The sequence below is a fragment of the Aquimarina algiphila genome (assembly GCF_947494415.1).
GTDB classification, from domain to species: domain Bacteria; phylum Bacteroidota; class Bacteroidia; order Flavobacteriales; family Flavobacteriaceae; genus Aquimarina; species Aquimarina algiphila.
The window spans coordinates 417,968-436,197 of sequence record NZ_CANLVC010000002.1 but is presented as its reverse complement, the minus strand read 5'-3'; the positions used below and the strand labels follow the sequence as shown (position 1 = coordinate 436,197).

General features: G+C 33.6%; 10 protein-coding genes. 1 reads left to right on the top strand and 9 read right to left on the bottom strand.

What is annotated here, in order from left to right; genetic code table 11:
• Positions 1–77 precede the first annotated feature (77 nt).
• On the bottom strand, positions 78–899 hold the full coding sequence (locus PQF96_RS04355; protein WP_109438965.1) for a class I SAM-dependent methyltransferase: 822 nt from the start codon (positions 897–899) through the stop codon (positions 78–80).
• Between the two features lie 387 nt (positions 900–1,286).
• On the opposite strand from PQF96_RS04355, the gene PQF96_RS04350 reads away from it, so the two are divergent.
• Positions 1,287–4,007: a T9SS type A sorting domain-containing protein gene (locus tag PQF96_RS04350; protein WP_271765210.1), complete on the top strand. Its 2,721-nt coding sequence runs from the start codon at positions 1,287–1,289 to the stop codon at positions 4,005–4,007.
• 627 nt (positions 4,008–4,634) lie between these two features.
• Here the strand turns inward: PQF96_RS04350 and PQF96_RS04345 are convergent.
• The 8 genes from PQF96_RS04345 to PQF96_RS04310 form a co-directional block, all read right to left on the bottom strand.
• Complete coding sequence (locus tag PQF96_RS04345) at positions 4,635–6,509, bottom strand: T9SS type A sorting domain-containing protein (RefSeq protein WP_271765209.1); 1,875 nt, start codon at positions 6,507–6,509, stop codon at positions 4,635–4,637.
• Positions 6,510–6,622: 113 nt separating this feature from the next.
• Positions 6,623–8,218 (bottom strand): sodium:solute symporter, encoded by a 1,596-nt coding sequence (locus PQF96_RS04340; RefSeq protein ID WP_143917573.1) that lies wholly within the window; start codon positions 8,216–8,218, stop codon positions 6,623–6,625.
• Positions 8,219–8,277: 59 nt separating this feature from the next.
• Positions 8,278–9,849, bottom strand: a complete 1,572-nt coding sequence (locus PQF96_RS04335) for a hypothetical protein (protein WP_271765208.1) — start codon at positions 9,847–9,849, stop codon at positions 8,278–8,280.
• Positions 9,850–9,855: 6 nt separating this feature from the next.
• Positions 9,856–10,905 carry a glycoside hydrolase family 130 protein gene (locus PQF96_RS04330; RefSeq protein ID WP_109438960.1) on the bottom strand — a complete coding sequence of 350 codons (1,050 nt, stop codon included), beginning with the start codon at positions 10,903–10,905 and terminating at the stop codon, positions 9,856–9,858.
• 99 nt (positions 10,906–11,004) lie between these two features.
• Positions 11,005–12,537, bottom strand: a complete 1,533-nt coding sequence (locus tag PQF96_RS04325) for a cellulase family glycosylhydrolase (RefSeq protein ID WP_109438959.1) — start codon at positions 12,535–12,537, stop codon at positions 11,005–11,007.
• 89 nt (positions 12,538–12,626) lie between these two features.
• Positions 12,627–13,568, bottom strand: a complete 942-nt coding sequence (locus PQF96_RS04320; RefSeq protein WP_271765207.1) for a hypothetical protein — start codon at positions 13,566–13,568, stop codon at positions 12,627–12,629.
• 12 nt (positions 13,569–13,580) lie between these two features.
• Positions 13,581–15,065, bottom strand: coding sequence for a RagB/SusD family nutrient uptake outer membrane protein (locus tag PQF96_RS04315; RefSeq protein WP_271765206.1), 1,485 nt, complete (start codon positions 15,063–15,065; stop codon positions 13,581–13,583).
• Positions 15,066–15,082: 17 nt separating this feature from the next.
• Positions 15,083–18,163 carry a SusC/RagA family TonB-linked outer membrane protein gene (locus tag PQF96_RS04310; protein ID WP_271765205.1) on the bottom strand — a complete coding sequence of 1,027 codons (3,081 nt, stop codon included), beginning with the start codon at positions 18,161–18,163 and terminating at the stop codon, positions 15,083–15,085.
• Positions 18,164–18,230: the final 67 nt, after the last annotated feature.

Sequence of the window (18,230 nt, the reverse complement as noted above, 5' to 3'; positions counted from 1 at the left end):
AAAATAATTCGAAATAAGAATATTTTGGAAAAAATAATGATACAATTTTGTTTTAGAAATGAAAAAAACATCAACATCTAACTTTTACGTAAAATATACATATTCTCATTAAGAATATCAGTTTTACTCTTAATGATGTTATCAGGAGCATAAATTTTAGCTAGTTCGAATTCGTCTATATGCTCTTCCAAAAGGTAACCTTCTATATTTTTGTAAAATGAGTTTGTTATCGTCTGATGATTAAATGAATCATTGGTGTTGTTATTACTGTCAAAATAATGAAGTAAACGATTATATACCGAAGTTTCTTTAACTTCAGGAAGGTAACTTACACTACCTACTAAACCTCCTTGATTTTGTAGTCTATTGAAAACTCTAAAAAGTTTATCAGTGGTTTTTGAAGTTAAAAAAAATAAAACTCCTTCGACTAGAATAAAAACGGGCCTTTTTTTGATTAAAGGCTGAAGTGTATCAATAATTTCTTCTTCAGCACTTTGATTGAAGTCTATTGCGGTATAACGAATTTCTCTTCGAGGAAGTTTACCTTGATTAATCCAATCATCAATTCTTTCTTTTTTATATTCGATGATATCTTTTTGATCTATTTCTATAGTGCTTACATTATCATTTATCAAAAATTGATACATACTGAATCCAGATCCAAAATTGATAAGAGTACCCCCATTATTTTCAGTAAAGAAAGATATCATTCGTTCATAGAAAAAACGATTTCTAAGACTATGTAAAATTGCTTCATCTTTAGAAATACTTTCCAAAATATTGGGTATCAAAGCATCAGTTGCTTCATTATTCCATAATTTGGCATAAATATCTTTGCTGATTTCTTCAAAATAAGATCGATAGGTGGATACTACAAAAGCGGTTTCATGGATTTGCATAGTGATATTCTGGTTTTTGCTGATTTAGGTTAAAAACCCGTATTTATTTAGTTAAAATTTATACATAATGTTAATATATTCATTATTTTTAAATGTAAAATTGACATTTAAAAAGAGAAGCGCTGTTTCAAATCTTTTAAGCAGTTTATTTTTTCTTCTTTTTAATTTGGGGAATTATGTTTCCTAAACTGCATGTTGATGTTTTTTTGATAGTCTCTTTAAAAAAAACGTGTCATAGTTACTTTGTGATAATGCTAAATTATAATATCTAATTGAAAATAAGGCATTTTGTCTAGTTTGAAACTTGTAACAGGTTTCTTCATTTCTAGATAAAACTATTCATATCATAATATTTATTAACCAGTAACAAAATTAAAACACAAAAACATGAAAACTCTAAACATTACCCTGTGGGTAATGGCAATCTTGTCATTACAGCACGTCGTTGCACAGACGAAAGTAGATGTTGATATATCTACAGAACGATATTTAGGAGAAATATCAGAACTTGATAGAACCAAATATTTCACCATTCATAGTAATTCAAATGATACTGATCACAAAAAACTTTATACAGATTTTAATGTAACACCCGGCAGAGGATTTTGGGGAGCATTCTCATATGCAAAAAGTAAAACCGGAGTTGTAGGGGAGTATCCTTCTTATAACAATTCTGATGATACTACAACACGTAATGTTACTCGTTTTATAGCTACCGAACATCCTAGAAATGTGGTGCGGTATAATTTAAGTAAGGAGGTTGGAGCAGCTTGGGCTGCAGAATATTATAAAAATCATGTAAATGATACCGGCCGACCAGAGTTTTTTGAACCTATGAACGAGCCTTTTGTGCATTCTGGAGATGCTGTATTTGCAGAACAACAACCAGATGGTCAAAAAATGAGAGTTCGAATGGCAGAATGGTTTGGTGCTATTGGTAAGAAGTTTGATGAAACACCAGAGCTGGCAAAAATGAAGGTAATTGGTTACTCTAGTGCCTGGCCATCAATGGAGCTTTGGGATTTTGGTCATTGGGATACACGTATGAAAATGTTTATGGATGTTGCAGGAGAACATATGGACGCCTTTGCTACTCATCTTTATGATGGGATTAATGTTACAGGACAAGATAATAAACGATCTGGAAGTAATTCAGAAGCGATTTTAGATCTTATTGAGACCTATAGTTATACCAAATGGGGTGTAGTAAAACCTCATGCCATTACTGAGTATGGTGGGATAGAAAGAGGATATCCTGCGGGATATAGCGATATTAAAAGTGCACTGACACTAAAATCGATTAACTCAATTTTGTTTAACCTATTAGATAGAGAAGATAGAATGGCAATTTCAATCCCTTTTATTACAGGTAAAGCTACGTGGTACATAAATGCTTCAAACAATTATCAAACTTACGTTCCGGCGCTATGGAGACCATTGACTATAATACCTACGGATAACCCTAATAGACCAATCTTAGCAGATTGGAGTTATACATCCAAAATAGATTTTTATAAATTATGGTCTGATGTAGAAGGAAAAAGAATCCACGTAAATAGTAGTAATCCCGATGTTCAAATTCATGGTTTTACTAAAAATAATAAGGTTTATGTAGCATTAAATAACCTGGATGATACGGCACAAAGCATTACATTAAATATGATTTCTGATTTACAAGGTGTAGAAAAGGTAAGAGTTAAAAGTTTAAAGATTTATGACAATGCCAATCCAGTATATACAGATATTGAAATTGAAAAAATACCTAATACTATAGTGTTAATTCCTAATGAAACCGTTGTTTTAGAATATACATTTGGTACTACATTAGTATTTTCAAATGCAATTAGAAGTACAAACTACTACTCAGACAAACACCTACAGAAAATTGAAGCAAATACAGAAATTTCTTTTGCTTACAATGGGGTGAATATTGGGAGCGGCTATGCTACGTTAAAAATGGCAATCGGAAGAAAACATAATAAGTCTAAATCTCCAATAGTAAAAATAAATGGTATAGAAGTACATGTGCCTTCGAATTGGAAGGGGTATGACCAAAAAAACAGAGATGATTTTTTTGGAACAATAGATGTCCCTTTTCCAATGGGATTATTAAAAGTTGATAATACAATTACAGTAAACTTTCCTGATAGTGGGGGAAGAGTAAGTTCTATGATTTTAGAAGTCGAAAAGTACGATAAAGATGTAGTGGGGGGTGAGGATTCTATTATTTTCCCTGAAATTATTAAAACTCTTCCAATAGCCGATAGATACAGTATAAATGTTAAGTATGAAGCAACAGTAGATAGAGAGATTGTAGCAGAGTTTTGGTCTCCAAAAGGTCAATTGGCGAGCAGTAAACGGTTAATTGTTCCTGCTGGTTTTGGATCAAAATCCATTATGTTAAGATTAAAATCTCCTACTGTCCCAGGAGATCAATATTCTTTAAAAGCATATATACGACCGATTGGGTCAAATAAAGAAAAAGTTTTAGATACGGCTCAGATAGATAACATAATAATTTCGGAGATAATAGAGTATGATGACCTTGTATCGTTTAAGGATGCACCAACCGCAATTCCATCAACTACTTCTTATACTTTTAATTTGGATTATGAGGCATCAACAGATCGAGAAATAGTAGTAGAATTTTGGTCGTCTACTAATTGGATGGGACAGCAAAAAGGGATAGTTCCTATGGGAAGAGAGGTAAAATCAATCACAGTTAATTTAGCTTCACCACCAGTACCAGGATCTGGGTATATATTTAAAACGCATATACGACCTTTAGGTACAAATTGGCAAGAAGCGATAGATGCAGACCAGATTAATAATGTAACGGTAACAGAAAATAAAAAAGTAAACCGGTCCTTACATTTTAATAAACAAAATCTATTAATAGCGCCTAATCCAGTTGCTGATAAATTTACAATTTATAACTTAAGCGAGGATGCTCATGTGCGTATTTTAAACCTCAGTGGAAAAGAAATAATATCAAAAAAGATAAATTCGAATGCTATTGATAATATAATAGATGTCACAGGTTTAAGCAGAGGTATGTATTTTATTTCTGTAGATAATGCACCAATGATTAAGTTGATTAAAAAATAAGTAATTATCAGCCAATCAATAAGGCTACCTGTTAACTCAAGGTAGCTTTTTTGATGATAATATATAAACTGAGATATTAACCCCAGATAGTGCCTCTGAAACAAACCTATAAATTGGAAAATAAATTTAAGGGGGGAAGAAAAGGTAGCCAGAAGCACTTAATTTTTGGGGCGAAGATGTTTAATTCTAAAATTCCTAAATCGAGAATTCATCTTCTTGGGTAAAATTAAACTTAATGTCAATGTGAGAATGACTAAATTCTGCTAAAAATAGACACTCTAAGAACTAAAAATAGTTTCATGTTTTAACGAATTAAACATAAAAAAAAGCCTTACTTCTCTAGTAAGGCTTCACATTTTGACAATTTAATCTGTTCTATTTAATTGATAATGTAATCTTTTTTATTAATTCTAAATGGTGCCCCTGGATCCTGAACATAAGTAGGGATGCTGCTGATACAGAATGCCAAGAGGCACAGGTTTTAAGACAAAAAAAGATTTTTAGTGTTCTAAATACCTCAATTTTCGAGGTGATTTTTCGCCGTAAAAATAACTTTATCTTAGTTGTAAAAATGACTACATTCTGCTAAAAATTGACACTCTAACAAATAAAAGTAGATAATAACTATTATTGTTTTACTACTTTTCTTACGGTTTTATTTCTGTTTTGATCCTCAATGATAACAAAATAGTATCCAGATACAACATCATTAATATTTAGTTGCGCTTCATTTGATATCTTTATTATTTCACCATTAGTATTAGTCAACGTCATTTTTTTGATAACAGAAGAACCATGGTTTAAAACATTTACAATATCTGTTGCAGGAATAGGGTATAAGCTCATTGTATTACCAGCAGGGCATTCTGGAAGTGTAGCTTCAATACTACCTAAAGCATTACTATTAGCATCTGGTAAAGCCTGTATTTTTGCAAGATAAGTTCTTCCATCCTGAATTGTAATGGACTCGTATGTACCAGAAAAATCAAAGCTTGTTGAACCAGCAGGAATATTCGCTACAAATATATCTTGGCTGCTAACACCGGGCTCGGTAATAAAAACATTAAATCCTTCGGTAGCGTTAGCATCTGCATCCCAACTAATGGTAAAACTTGTCGCTGTAATAGTAGAAACTTGTAATCCTGTTGGTGTTTCTGGGTCTGAAATATCACGAGCAGTAATTTCTATGTCGGCAAATGCACTGCTATTCGTGTCTGGCAAGGCTTGAATTTTAGCAAGGTAAGTTACTCCATTCTGAATGGTTATAGATCCATAAGTACCAGTATAATCAAAAGTGTTAATTCCGGCTGCTACAGTTGTGATAAATACATCTCCACTACCAGCTACTGGATCTGCAATAAAAATATTCGTACCATTTGTGGCTAAAGGGTCTGTATCCCAGGTAAGTGTAAAACCAGAAGAAGTGATATTAGAAATGGATAAACCTGTTGGTTTTCCTGGTTCAATAACAGGTGGTGGTGGAGTACTTGCAGTTACAGAAATATCTGCATAAGCATTAAAATCGGCATCTGGTAATGCTTGTATTTTGGCAAGATATGTCATTCCATCTTGTATTGTGACTGAGCCATAAGTACCAGAATAATCAAAAGTGTTAACTCCAGCTGCTACGGTTGTAATATAAATATCCCCACTACTAGCTGCTGGGTCTACAATAAATATATTAGTTCCATTGATGGCTAAAGGGTCTGCATCCCAGGTAAGTGTGAAACCAGTAGCTGTCACATTAGAAATGGTTAATCCAGTGGGAGTTCCTGGATCAACAGGAGGAGGAGTTCCGCCAGTAGTTACAGATACATCTGCATAAGCATTAAAATCAGCATCGGGTAATGCTTGTATTTTTGCAATATAAGTCACCCCATCCTGAATGTTAACAGAGCCATAAGTACCTGAATAATCAAAAGTATTAACTCCAGCTGCTACTGTGGTGACATAAACATCTCCACTACTAGCTGCAGGGTCAACAATAAAAATATTAGTTCCTCCAGTTGCATTAGGATCTGCATCCCAGGTAAGTGTGAAACCAGTAGAAGTGATATTGGAAGTTGCCAATCCCGTTGGAGCTCCCGGGTCTGCTGTAGGAGCAGCAGTAGTTACACTAGTATCAGCATAATTATTAAAATCAGGATCTAATAAAGGTTGAATTTTAGCAAGGTAAGTTACGCCATCCTGAATGGTTATAGAACCATAAGTGCCTGAATAATCAAAAGTATTGACTCCAGCAGCTACTGTTGTAATATATACATCCCCACTACTGGCAGCAGGATCTACAATGAAAATATTAGTTCCTGTGGCCGTAGGTTGCGCATCCCAAGTAAGAGTAAACCCTGTAGAGGTTACATTAGAAATAGATAATCCAGTAGGTGCTCCCGGATCTTGAGCCTGAATAATAAAACTTGTAAAGGACAAAAAAAAGAGTATTAGCATCCTTAAATGGATGCTTTTCAAAGTAAAAAAAAGATTTTTAGTAATGTTATAATTCATAATTTAGGGTTTAAATTCTTTGTATAAAACTAATTGTTATTTATAGGTAAAAGTGATTGTATTATGCTTATAGGTAGTACTATCATGAATTTTTTATTAAAATGATAGCATTTTTACTGATACATAAACAATACTGTAAAACAGAAGACGATTAAAACTATTGACCAAAATCTAAAATTTTTATAAAAAGGTGTTCCTTTTAATTCTTCAGTCTCTTCCTGATATATTTTTCGTGTCCAGATAAAATCTTTAATCTTTTCTGAATCATCAGGCGTACTCAATAAACTCACTATAATAATAATCAAGCTGCTACCTATAAAATAAAAAGGAACTTTTAAAAGAAAATGAAAATCTCCAAGTAGTTCATAATTAAAAACTATTTTAAGAAATACAGTTGTTATAGCCATTAATGCTCCTCCCATAAGTCCCCAAAAGGCTCCATGTCTATTTATTCTTTTCCAAAAGATTCCCAAAAAGAATACAGCTACCACTGGCGGTGCTATATACGTAAGCATCTCTTGATAGTATTTCAATAGAGAATCAAATTTTGCAAGAAAAGGTATCCATACCAAAGCTAAAATTAGGACTATTATGGAAACAATTTTACCTACAATGACTTGCTCTTTTTGAGAAGTCTTCTTTTTTGCTTTAACATAAAAATCCATTGTAAATAAAGTAGCTACAGAATTCAATAATGCGCTTAACGAAGAGGTAAGTGCAGCGACCATAGCTGCCAACATAAGCCCTAAGATTCCAACGGGCATTATTTCTATCACTAATTTTGGATATATCATATCATTCTTCTCTAAGCCAGGAAATAAATGTTTACCAATGACAGCAGGAAAAATGATGACGAATAAGATTAGAACTGTTAAAAAACCTACCATAAGAATACCTTTTCGACCATGATCTACTGATTTTGCTGTAAGTACTCTTTGTACTAATACTTGATTGTTTCCCCAGAAATAAAATCCTAGAATAGGAATTCCTACTATCATTCCTAACCATGGTACAGAACTATCGTTCATTGGTCTAATGAGTTTCATCATTAAATCTTCTTTCAATAAAAGTTCTTTTAGATAATCAATACCTCCATTTTGCATCACTAAAAATGTCAAAATAAATGTACCCACTAGTAATATAATACCTTGTATCAAGTCGACTCTTATTGCTGCAGATAATCCTCCAGGAATAGTATATGCAGCTACAATAATGGCAAATATTACAGATAACTCTATAATACTTAGAGCAGGAAAAACCAATTTCATTAACAATGCGGCGGCATACAAAGCTCCTGCAGCATCAAGGAAAGTAGACCCAAGTAGCGTTATAAAAGAAAAATAATACCGAGACCGAACATCAAAACGTTTTTCTAAAAATTCTGGAATAGTAAAGATTCCTGATTTGATATAAAATGGTAAAAAGAACATGGCAAAAAAGACCATTACCAAAACAGAAATTAAATCATAATTAAAAACAGCAATTCCTGTTGAATAGGCATCTCCACTTTTACCAATTAATGTGGTACTGGAAATACTAGCAGCAAATAAAGAGAAACCAATAATGGGCCATGTCATATTTCGTCCAGCAAGAAAATAATTATCTGTAGAAGAGCTACCTTTTTTAGAATACCTTAAACCAAACCACACTACAAAAATGAAGTATATGACTAAAACTAAAATATCTATTAATTCTAAATTGTATCCCATAATTTACTTTAATATTGTAATTGAATTCTTAGAAGATTTTACATTGGGTATAATATTCACTACTTTACAACTATAGTGCTTACAAATACGACACTATTAGGCTTTACTTCAATGTAAACACCTTGGTCATCTATTTTATCTGTTAGTACCTTTGTCATAGTGGGAAATCCTGAAGCATTTACAGGTCTGTTATTTTCTGAATATTCATATAGAAATACTGTTTTTTCAGCAATAGAAATATCGGTTTTTAGATAATATTTTTTTTCTTCTTTGGATTGATTTACAACAATTGCTGTAAAATTATCCTCATGTTTTGCTGCGACATATCTTATTTTGTCATCTTCTGGTAAATCAGTGCCTTTTATAATACTTGATCCAGGAGGTAATAAATTACAAAGTAATGTCCAGGTATAGGACCAAGGCCTGGGAGTTAACTCTTTGATATCACCCGTTAACTCTTTTCCTAAAATATTCCACATTCCCCATTTTTTTAATTGAGTTTTATCTCCTAAATCTCCAACGGTATGCATGGCATCATCGAGATCCCATGCAATTGCACTACCAAAACCGGCTAACATACTTTGTACAGTTGCATCAGCCATATCTACTCCATAAAAATAATCATAGACAAACATGCTAGAGTCATCTGCACCGGCGTATGGATCGGCTTGCCCTCTTTTTGTATTTTCTTCTTTTAGTTCACCTGTATACTTCATTCCTAATTCTCCAAGAATAAAAGGTTTCTTTTGATCTTGAGCTGCTTTTGCCATTGGGAGTAAAAATCGTTCTAAATTTCCTGTTCTTACCAGATGTTGATCAGCATAAATATGAATATCATAAGAAGCAGTTACGCTATCGAGTTCGCTAACAGTAGAATATACCCAATCTATAGCTTTTTTAGGATGAGTAGGATGATTCCATTGTACTACTGCATCCGGACCTGCAAGTTGTACGTATTTATCTAAGCCTGTTTCTTTAAATTTTGCCGCTAATTTGAGATATCCATTTTTCCATTGATCCCAGTCACCATCTGTGGAAGCCCAATAACCATTTGGCTCATTTACCAAATTATAGTAGGTAATACAAGTATATTTCTTATCTATAATTAAATGTTGTAAAAAACCTGATATCATCGAAATCCATCGATCATCATTTGCTAATTGAATATAAGGGATGTTTTTATCCTCTCTTCCAAAATCAGGAGCTCCCCATTCGCCAAATAATACAGTGATATTATTTTTCTGGCAATAATCCAATAGCTTATATAGTGTTGCTACTTCTTGTGAATTGTAGTCTATAATTGGATTTCCTTTTTTATCTAGACCTTTATAATAGCGCCAACCAGCAGAATCGATCACTCTAATAATATGTGGATTTACATAGTCTAGTCTTCGATATAACTCTTCCCATTTTTCATCAGTCATTAAAAATCCCCATTCTGCGTCCTCGGAGTCGGCATGTGGATACGCAGACCATTGTACACCATGTCCAATAAATGGAAAATCTATAGTGTTTTGTTCTAAAAATGAAATGGTGGCATCCACTGGTTTTGGTTCTTTTATTTCATTTTTACAGGAAAAATTTCCCCAAAAGAGACAAAATAGAATGATTTTGATTGCTGCTTTTTTCATTGAAAATTATTTTTTTAGTTGTTTTAGCAGTTCATTTACACTACAGGTTGCTAAACCAATGTATTTATCGGCTCCTCCATAATAGACATATAATGTATCATCAATAATGACATTCCCAGTAGGAAATACACAACCTTTATAATATCCTTCTAATTCATAATCATGCTCAGGTTCCATAATCCAATCTGATAACCTTCCTATTACTTTGGTTGGGTCATAAAGATCTAATAAAGCTGCTCCTGCTCTGTAATATCCCTGACCTCCATTTTCTACTCCGTGATATATGATTAACCAACCATCTTTGGTTTTAAGTGGGGGAGTGCTTCCTCCAATTTTTTCTTCCCAAGTCCCTGTTCTTCCTCCAAAAAGTAGAGTGCTTTCTTCCTCCCACACCATTAGATCGTCAGAGAATCGAATCCAGATGGCAGGTTGATCTACACCATATTTTTCACCAATCCATTCTTTCGGTCTATGTAACATTGCAAATCTACCGTTTATCTTTTCAGGAAAAAGAATCACATCACGATCGTCTAGATGAGAAGATGTAATTCTTCCCAAGCGTTTAAATTTTTTTAAATTTTTAGAAATAGCCAGACCAGAGTTTGCTATGTTTTTTTTGTATACCAAAGGAGTATCTTCTCCAGATTCTGGAAGGAGAATGACATCATGTTCAAATTTCCAATATTGTCCTGGAGGAAATGGTCTATAAGCATATGTAATATAGAAATCATCTCCAAATTTAGCAATACGAGGATCTTCTACTCCTCCCATATCAGGGCCATCAACGCTTGGTGAAAATACAGGTTGATCAGATACTCTTGTAAAATTAATTCCGTCGGTACTCTCTGCTAAGCCAAATCTTATATAGTGTTCTTCGTCATCTCCAGCAGCTCTATATAACATGGAGAATTTCCCGTTTTCGTACCATACTCCAGGATTGCAAACTACAAGGCTTTCCCAGTCATTTGTATAGTTTGGTTTTAAAATAGGATTGTTTATATATTTTTCTAAGCGAAATGTATCTATCTGTCGCTGGATAGTATTGTCATGAGACATTTTTTGATCTTTTTTTAGTGTAAATAACCATAGACAAGTTTAATATGTTTAAGAATATTGTTTATGATTAAAAGAATATGGGTTATTATTTTTTATCGTTTAATAGTCAAAGTTAGTAATGACTGTTAGTGTTTGTGCAGGAATAATAATATCTTCTCCAGCACCAAAATCTAGAGTTAATCCTTCTTCAGTAGGAACCGGAAAACCATTATCATCAACTTTTCTGTCATTTTCTCTGTATATAAATTTCTTGGCTTCAAAAAGCTGTAATTTGTTATCAAATTTTATGTTTAGAGAATGTTCTTCAGTATATATATTATTAATTGCAATCATATATTTTCCATCTTTTTCTACTGCGATTGCATCCAAGCCAATTCTGTTAGGAATGTCAACGGTAAAGACTTTGGCTCCTGTTTGCATGTATCTAGTAAGTAAAGAATATGAGTAGAAATGAGGTCTTAATTCCTCTTTTTCGGGTTTACCCAAAAGTTCTTGTCCTAAAATATTCCAGAATCCCCAAATTTTTAGATCCTGCCCAGATGTTGAACCACTATGCATTGCATCATCCAGATTCCATGTGGCAGCTCCAGAGTATCCTGCATTCACAATTTTCATAGTTGCCGCAGCAATATCAACTCCATGAAAAAACTCATCTATCAATGTATTAGAATCACGTGCAACATTTGGGTCTGAGTTAATTGCACTAAGGTTTTGCCTAAATAACTCTGTATCCATTGTAGAAGTACTTGTTTCATACTTAAACCCAAATTCTCCTATAACGATTTGGGAACCTGCAGGGGTAGCATCTTTGTAAATTTTTAAGAACTCGTCATAATCACCATTGAACATCCACTCTCTTGGAGGATATGTATGTATATCATATAGCGATATTTTATCCCCAAAATCATTTGTTGTATCGGTTATCCATGAGGTTATATCTCTAGTAAAAGGAGCAATGTCTGGACCAGCTATTCCTACTTTACCTGTAACTCCAAGGGCTTCTAATTCTTGATAAAAATATTGAGTAGCGTTTTTCCATAGTTCATAATTTCCATCAGTTGCAGAACCTCCAAGATTAGGTTCATTAATCGTACTATAATGTTTAATACATGTAAACCCTTTTTCTCTAACTAAAAAATCTATGTATCGTGCAGCATTCTTTAGCCTGTTTTCAAAAATCATTTCACTATTGATATCCACCTGATTGTATCCCCAATCTCCTAACATTACAGTTATGTTATTATCCTGACAATATTGTAATATTTTATTTAGACCTTCAAACAGATCTTCAGGGTTGTATTCATCTGCACCAGCTAATGCATATTTATCATAAGAACCTATTACAACACGCATAAAACTAGGTTTCATGTAATCTAATCTTGTATATAGTTTATTCCAATCAGCATCACTAATCGGTGTTCCCCAGTATCTATATGCTTGTGGATATGGATCCCATTGTGCTCCATTCCCGATATAAGACTCATTAATTACTTGAGAGGTTTTAACCACTAGATCACCTGATTCTATTGGATCAATCGTTGGTTCCCAATCATCATTACAACTCGTAAAACTTATTAATAGGACTAGACTAAAAAAATTAATCATTTTCCTTATAGTTATTTCTTTTTTCATTTCTTGTATTTTGCGTTTTTAAAGATCTTTCGAGTATTAAAATTGTCATGTAAGTACAAGACAAAAACTGAAAGATATGTAGGTTGCTATTATTTGATAAAATGATAATATAAAGTAATAGCAGTTTGGATATGAGCTTCGCCGTCATTTGGATCATCTGGGAAATCATCTTCCCAAGTATTATATGCGATTCTTATATTACCCAAATCATCTGTAGAGACTATACCTTCTGTTTTAGCTCCAGCTTTACTTCCTTTCCAAAGAGTTAAGGTTTTGGTTCCTTCATTAAATTCCCATACTCCATCTCCTTGGTGTATTTTTCTAAACCGAGCAGAATAATCTCTGGCAACACCAGTACGATCTGGATCAAGAATGAAGGATGAAAATTCATTATCTGCACCTGCTCCAAAAGAGAAAGTTCCTTCTGGGTTTCCATTTTCGTTAATTTGATTAGTTATAAATTCTATAGTATTATCTTCTTCAAAAGCTACATTAGGAAAGTCCTTAGAAAATACCTCTGGAACATATGCTTCAGGGTCATATCCCGTAATTTCGTCATATGTTCCAAATACACCATACCCCCATGTTTGATTAATGCCAACCTGCCAGTCATATAGTATTTTATCTACATTCCATTTTCCTTCTATAGCAGATTCATAAGGTGTGATTTTAACAACCCAATTTCGAACTTTTCCAGATGCCGAAATCACTTGATATGTTATAGAAAGATCATCATTATTAAAATTTACGATATCTCCGTTACCCGGACTTACTTGTGCATATTCAGATATAGAAAGTACAGGGATAATATTTGATAAATCTACGTTAGATAATACAGCGAATATTTCGACAGTACCTTCATTATCTCCTGTAGGTCTAATAACAGCAGGGCCAACTTGACCCGGTATAGTAAAACTCAAAAATTGTCTGTCGTTACTAACAGTATCTTCAAATGGATCTTCTTGACAAGAAATAGTGATTGTAATCACTATTATAGTTAGGAATATTTTTTTTAAAATGTTTTTTTCCATAATTCCTTCTCTTTAGTTTGTTGGGTTTAATTGTCTTTCTATTGCTGGTATTGGATAGAAGTAAGGGTTATTAACAATAACTTTTCCATAAATATCCTGTAAGACGCTCTCTACGGTATTGGTTCTGCGTAAATCATATAGCCTATTTGCTTCAAAAGCAAGTTCAAAAGAACGTTCCTCAATAATCTTATCTCTAAAATCAGTGATAGATAAGCCAGGAGTTAGGTCAGGAAGACCAGCTCTTTGTCTTACTCGATTTACAGCGGTATAGCCTTCTGCTGATGGTCCTTCTGCTTCTGCATATATCAATAATATATCAGTAAACCTTAATAAGTAAGGATGCGTGCTTGTGTTATCTCCAATAAACTTAGGATCTATATATTTTCTTGAAAAAGGAGCCGATTCCCCTCCTGAAGGAGTCCATGAGGAAATTCCGTTTTCATCAAATAATTCATTTACTATAAGCTCTGTTTTACGGCGATCGGTATTATCAAATGAGGCTAGAAAAGGAAGCTCTGATACATAGACTCCAAAACCACCATGAGTAGCTGTGCCGTCTGCGAGAAATGATGTTGTTGGAGTATCTGCGGGAATAAAGAACTTAGACAATTTAGAGAATTCTCCTTCTACTAATCCATTTCTATCCTGAGGAATAAAAAATATATGTTCTGGTCCATTAAAACTTTGAGGTTCTGCAACATTATAAATGTTTAATAGATCAGGATCAAAAGTGTATTCTGATTGCCCGTTAATGACAGCAGAAGCCATCTCAGAGGCTAAGCCATAAAATGTATCTGCATCTGATACCCATTCGTAACCAGGACTGCCTGATTGACGCGCAGAAGCCATGGTTATATATACTTTGGATAATAATGCCTGTGCAGCGACTCTATCGGCTCTTCCTCCTTCTCTCTGTATTGGTAATAGGTTTATTGCTTCTTTTAAATCTGATTGTATTGATGTATATACTTCTTCTATAGAAGCGTCAGGAATACCGCGAACTTCATCTAATTGGTCCACAGCCGATACTCTAAGAGGTGTAGATCCAAATAATCTTACTAGCATAAAATGGTGCCAAGCTCTTAAAAATAAACCTTCTCCATGATATTTTGCTCTCAAAGATTCATCATAACTGGCTTCTTTGGTTTTTTCAATTACCGTATTGGCTCTATTGAGTCCGACATAAGAAAGTCTAAAAAACTGTTCTAAATTTTGATTTCTGTCATCAACATTCCATTCTTCAAATTGGTTAATATTCAACCCTTCCCCTTCTTTAGGAAAAGCTTCCTCAGAAGCAGTAATAGGGATATTCATATATGGTCTTAAATAGTCCAAAAAAGTCATTGCCTGATAAGAATGCAATACAGCCGAATTGGTTTCTTCTGCAGTACTGAAAAAATTAGAATCAGATAGAAATGTAGTGGGGTCTGGATCAAGGGAACAAGACCCTATACCTAAAACCGTAATTGCTAGAAATATGTTATATATTTTTTTCATGATATTCATTTTTTAAACTAAAAATTGACTTCGACACCTAATGTAAACCTTCGTAATCTTGGAATACTATTTTCATCTACTCCTTGTGGATTAACTTCTGGGTCTAGACCATCATAGTTGGTAAAATTGTATACGTTGTCTGCATTGATGTAAACTTTTGCTCCGTCAAGAGAGTTTATATTAGAAGCATCAATATTATATCCTAACCTAAGATTTTGAATTCTTACAAAAGAACCATCTTGTATCCACCAATCAGAGAATGCTACATTTCTGGTTTCTCTTAAAGAAGGGTATTCATTTGTGCGATTATCAGGAGTCCAGCGTTCAAATAAATTACTTGCTTTACCTCCACCAGCTTGAGTGCTGAATTTATTAATATCAACTACATCTCCACCAAAAGAACCATTAAATAATGCGGTCAATTCCCAGTTTTTGTATGAGAAATCTAATGTTAAACTTCCAGTAAAATCTGGGTTTGGATCTCCGATTACGGTTCTGTCGGCTCCAAAAGGATCAATAACGCCATCTTTGTTAAGGTCTTCATACAAATATTCTCCTGCTTGAGCATTAGCTCCAGAAAAACCAGATGCTAATCCTTCTTCTTCAGTTTGAATAATACGTCTAACTCTAGCTCCATAAAATACATTTATAGGTTGGTCAAGTGTTAGTGTATTTATTGGTGAGCGAAATTGATTTCTGAAGTTAACTCCGGTAAATCTAAACTGATTACCAAAATCATCATTTAAAACTGAAGTAAATTCAGAAGGCCCCAAACTGGTAACCTTATTTATATTCTTGTTAAAAATTATACCTGCAGAGAAATTAAAATCTTCTTTTCTAATAATATCTAGATTAAGACTAACTTCAACTCCTTTGTTTTCTATTTCACCAGCATTGATTCTTAAAAAATCAAACCCAGAAGTGGGAGGTAGGTTACTATCTAACAATAAATCATTGGTGATTTTGTTATAAAAGTCTAAGGTAAAACTTACAGTTCTGTTAAACGCAGCAAAATCTAATCCTATGTTAAATATTTCTGTCGTTTCCCATTTTAGATCTGGGTTACCTAACCCACGAGATTCTGCAAATATTCCATTGTTACTAATGATACCAGGACCAATTGTTGTAACAAAACCGCCATTAGTAAAAAAACGACCTTCTCCCAGTCTATTTAAAGTTTCGAATGCTCCGATAGCTTGATTTCCAACAATCCCCCAACTCACTCGAGGTTTAAGTTCATTAATAAATGGAAGGTTGTTACTAATGAAAGGCTCATTTTGCATTTTCCAACTTATAGCACCAGATGGAAAAAAAGCATATTTATTATTTTCTCCAAAATTTGAAGAGCCATCTAGTCTTCCTGTGTATGTAAATAAAATTTTGTTTTTATAGGAGTAATTAACACGTGATATTAAAGATGATAATGTTGAGGTTTCAAAGTTGTTGGATACTCTTTGTTCATTACCTAATCCCAAATTTCCTGCTCCTAAGGATTGATTTGCAAAATCCTGCGCTCTTAATTGAGAGGTACGAACTTCAAAATATTCACTAGAATACCCTCCTAACAATGTAAAATCATGATCTTGACCTACTGTTTTATTATAGGTGAAATATGCATCAACAACTACACGTTGATTTTGAAAGTTGTCATGAAATCCTACGCCATTACCCTCTGTACCTAATTGAGTAAATATTGAAGGGAAAAATCGCTCTTGAAAAGAAGAACCTAAACTATAGTTAAATTGAGACTTAAATTGTAAAGCATCATTAATATCCCAAAGAAGTATAGAAGAAGATGTTAAATCCAAAGTGGTAGATTCGTTTACTCTTAAAGAAGTAAGCGCTGCTGGATTGCCAAAATCATTATCATTTGCTCTAAAAAAACTACCATCTTCATTAAATAAAGGAAAAATCGGATTTCTATTAAAAGATAAGCCGCTATTATCATTTCTTCTTCCTCGAGAAAAATTAATGTTTGTAGCTAGACTAAGTTTTTCCGTTAGTTTTTGATCAATTCCAAAACTTACTGTGAATTTTGATAAATCATCATCGCGTACTACTCCGTTTTGTGTATTTAGGTTAAGTCCAAAATTGTATTTAGTACTCTCATTACCTCCCCAAATACTTAGATTGTAATTATAATTTAAGGGCTCTCTAAAAGAATATTCGATATAGTCTGTAGTAGGGTAACCAGCTCTTAGTTGATCTATTGAAGGAAAAAATGTACCATTAATATCAGGCGCTCCAATATAGAGTGGTGTAAGTCCTGAGTTTATTCGGCTTTCATCGGTTAATACAGCTAAGTCCACAGGGTTTTCAAATGAATCAAATTTTGATGAAAACCTACTAATTGTAGTTAGTGCAGAAAAATTAACTTGCATCTTCCCTTCTTTGCCTCTTCGAGTGGTCACTAGTATGACCCCATTAGCTCCTCTAGAACCATAAATAGAAGCTGCAGATGCATCTTTTAGTACTTCTACAGAAACTATATCTGCAGGATTAATTTGCTTTAAATTTCCGGCATCTCCTAGTGGAAAACCATCAACAACAATTAGAGGAGTTGTTGCGGTAAATGAACTTGCTCCTCGTATTCTTACATTTAATCCGGCCCCGGGAGCATCAGACGGATTCCCAATAACTAAACCAGGAATTCTACCGATTAATAATTCTTCTACAGAGTTTGCAGGAATCTCAGACAGGCTCTCAGCTTCTAAGTTTATTGTTGCCACAGCTCCTGTTAAATCACTTTTACGTACTGATTGATAACCAATAACAACAACTTGTTCAAGTTGAGAAGTTTCTTCTTGCAAAACTATATTGATTACAGACTTTCCGTCTATAGGTATACTTTGGGATGTAAACCCTATATATGTATACTCTAGAATGGCATTTTTGTCAGCAACTTCAATGGTGTATTCACCATCAAAATTGGTAACGATTCCGTTCGTGGTACCCATTTCTACTACTGCAGCTGCCGGAATAGGCATTCCGGAACTGTCTGTAACTTGCCCCGTTATGACAATTTGTGCAGACATACTAGCAAAGCAAAGCATAGCAATTGTAGTTAAAAATAAATACTTTGGTAAAGTTTTTCTCATAGATATAAGGACTTAAATGTTAATTTTTTGTAAAAGTAATAGAGTTGATAACGTGCTAATGGTACTT

Excerpts from the sequence above, each read along its gene's own strand:
- PQF96_RS04325 (WP_109438959.1), bottom strand. The coding sequence starts at position 12,537 with ATGAAAAAAGAAATAACTATAAGGAAAATGATTAATTTTTTTAGTCTA.
- PQF96_RS04340 (WP_143917573.1), bottom strand. The coding sequence starts at position 8,218 with ATGGGATACAATTTAGAATTAATAGATATTTTAGTTTTAGTCATATAC.
- PQF96_RS04320 (WP_271765207.1), bottom strand. The coding sequence starts at position 13,568 with ATGGAAAAAAACATTTTAAAAAAAATATTCCTAACTATAATAGTGATT.
- PQF96_RS04345 (WP_271765209.1), bottom strand. The coding sequence starts at position 6,509 with ATGAATTATAACATTACTAAAAATCTTTTTTTTACTTTGAAAAGCATC.
- PQF96_RS04315 (WP_271765206.1), bottom strand. The coding sequence starts at position 15,065 with ATGAAAAAAATATATAACATATTTCTAGCAATTACGGTTTTAGGTATA.
- PQF96_RS04310 (WP_271765205.1), bottom strand. The coding sequence starts at position 18,163 with ATGAGAAAAACTTTACCAAAGTATTTATTTTTAACTACAATTGCTATG.
- PQF96_RS04330 (WP_109438960.1), bottom strand. The coding sequence starts at position 10,905 with ATGTCTCATGACAATACTATCCAGCGACAGATAGATACATTTCGCTTA.
- PQF96_RS04350 (WP_271765210.1), top strand. The coding sequence starts at position 1,287 with ATGAAAACTCTAAACATTACCCTGTGGGTAATGGCAATCTTGTCATTA.
- PQF96_RS04335 (WP_271765208.1), bottom strand. The coding sequence starts at position 9,849 with ATGAAAAAAGCAGCAATCAAAATCATTCTATTTTGTCTCTTTTGGGGA.
- PQF96_RS04355 (WP_109438965.1), bottom strand. The coding sequence starts at position 899 with ATGCAAATCCATGAAACCGCTTTTGTAGTATCCACCTATCGATCTTAT.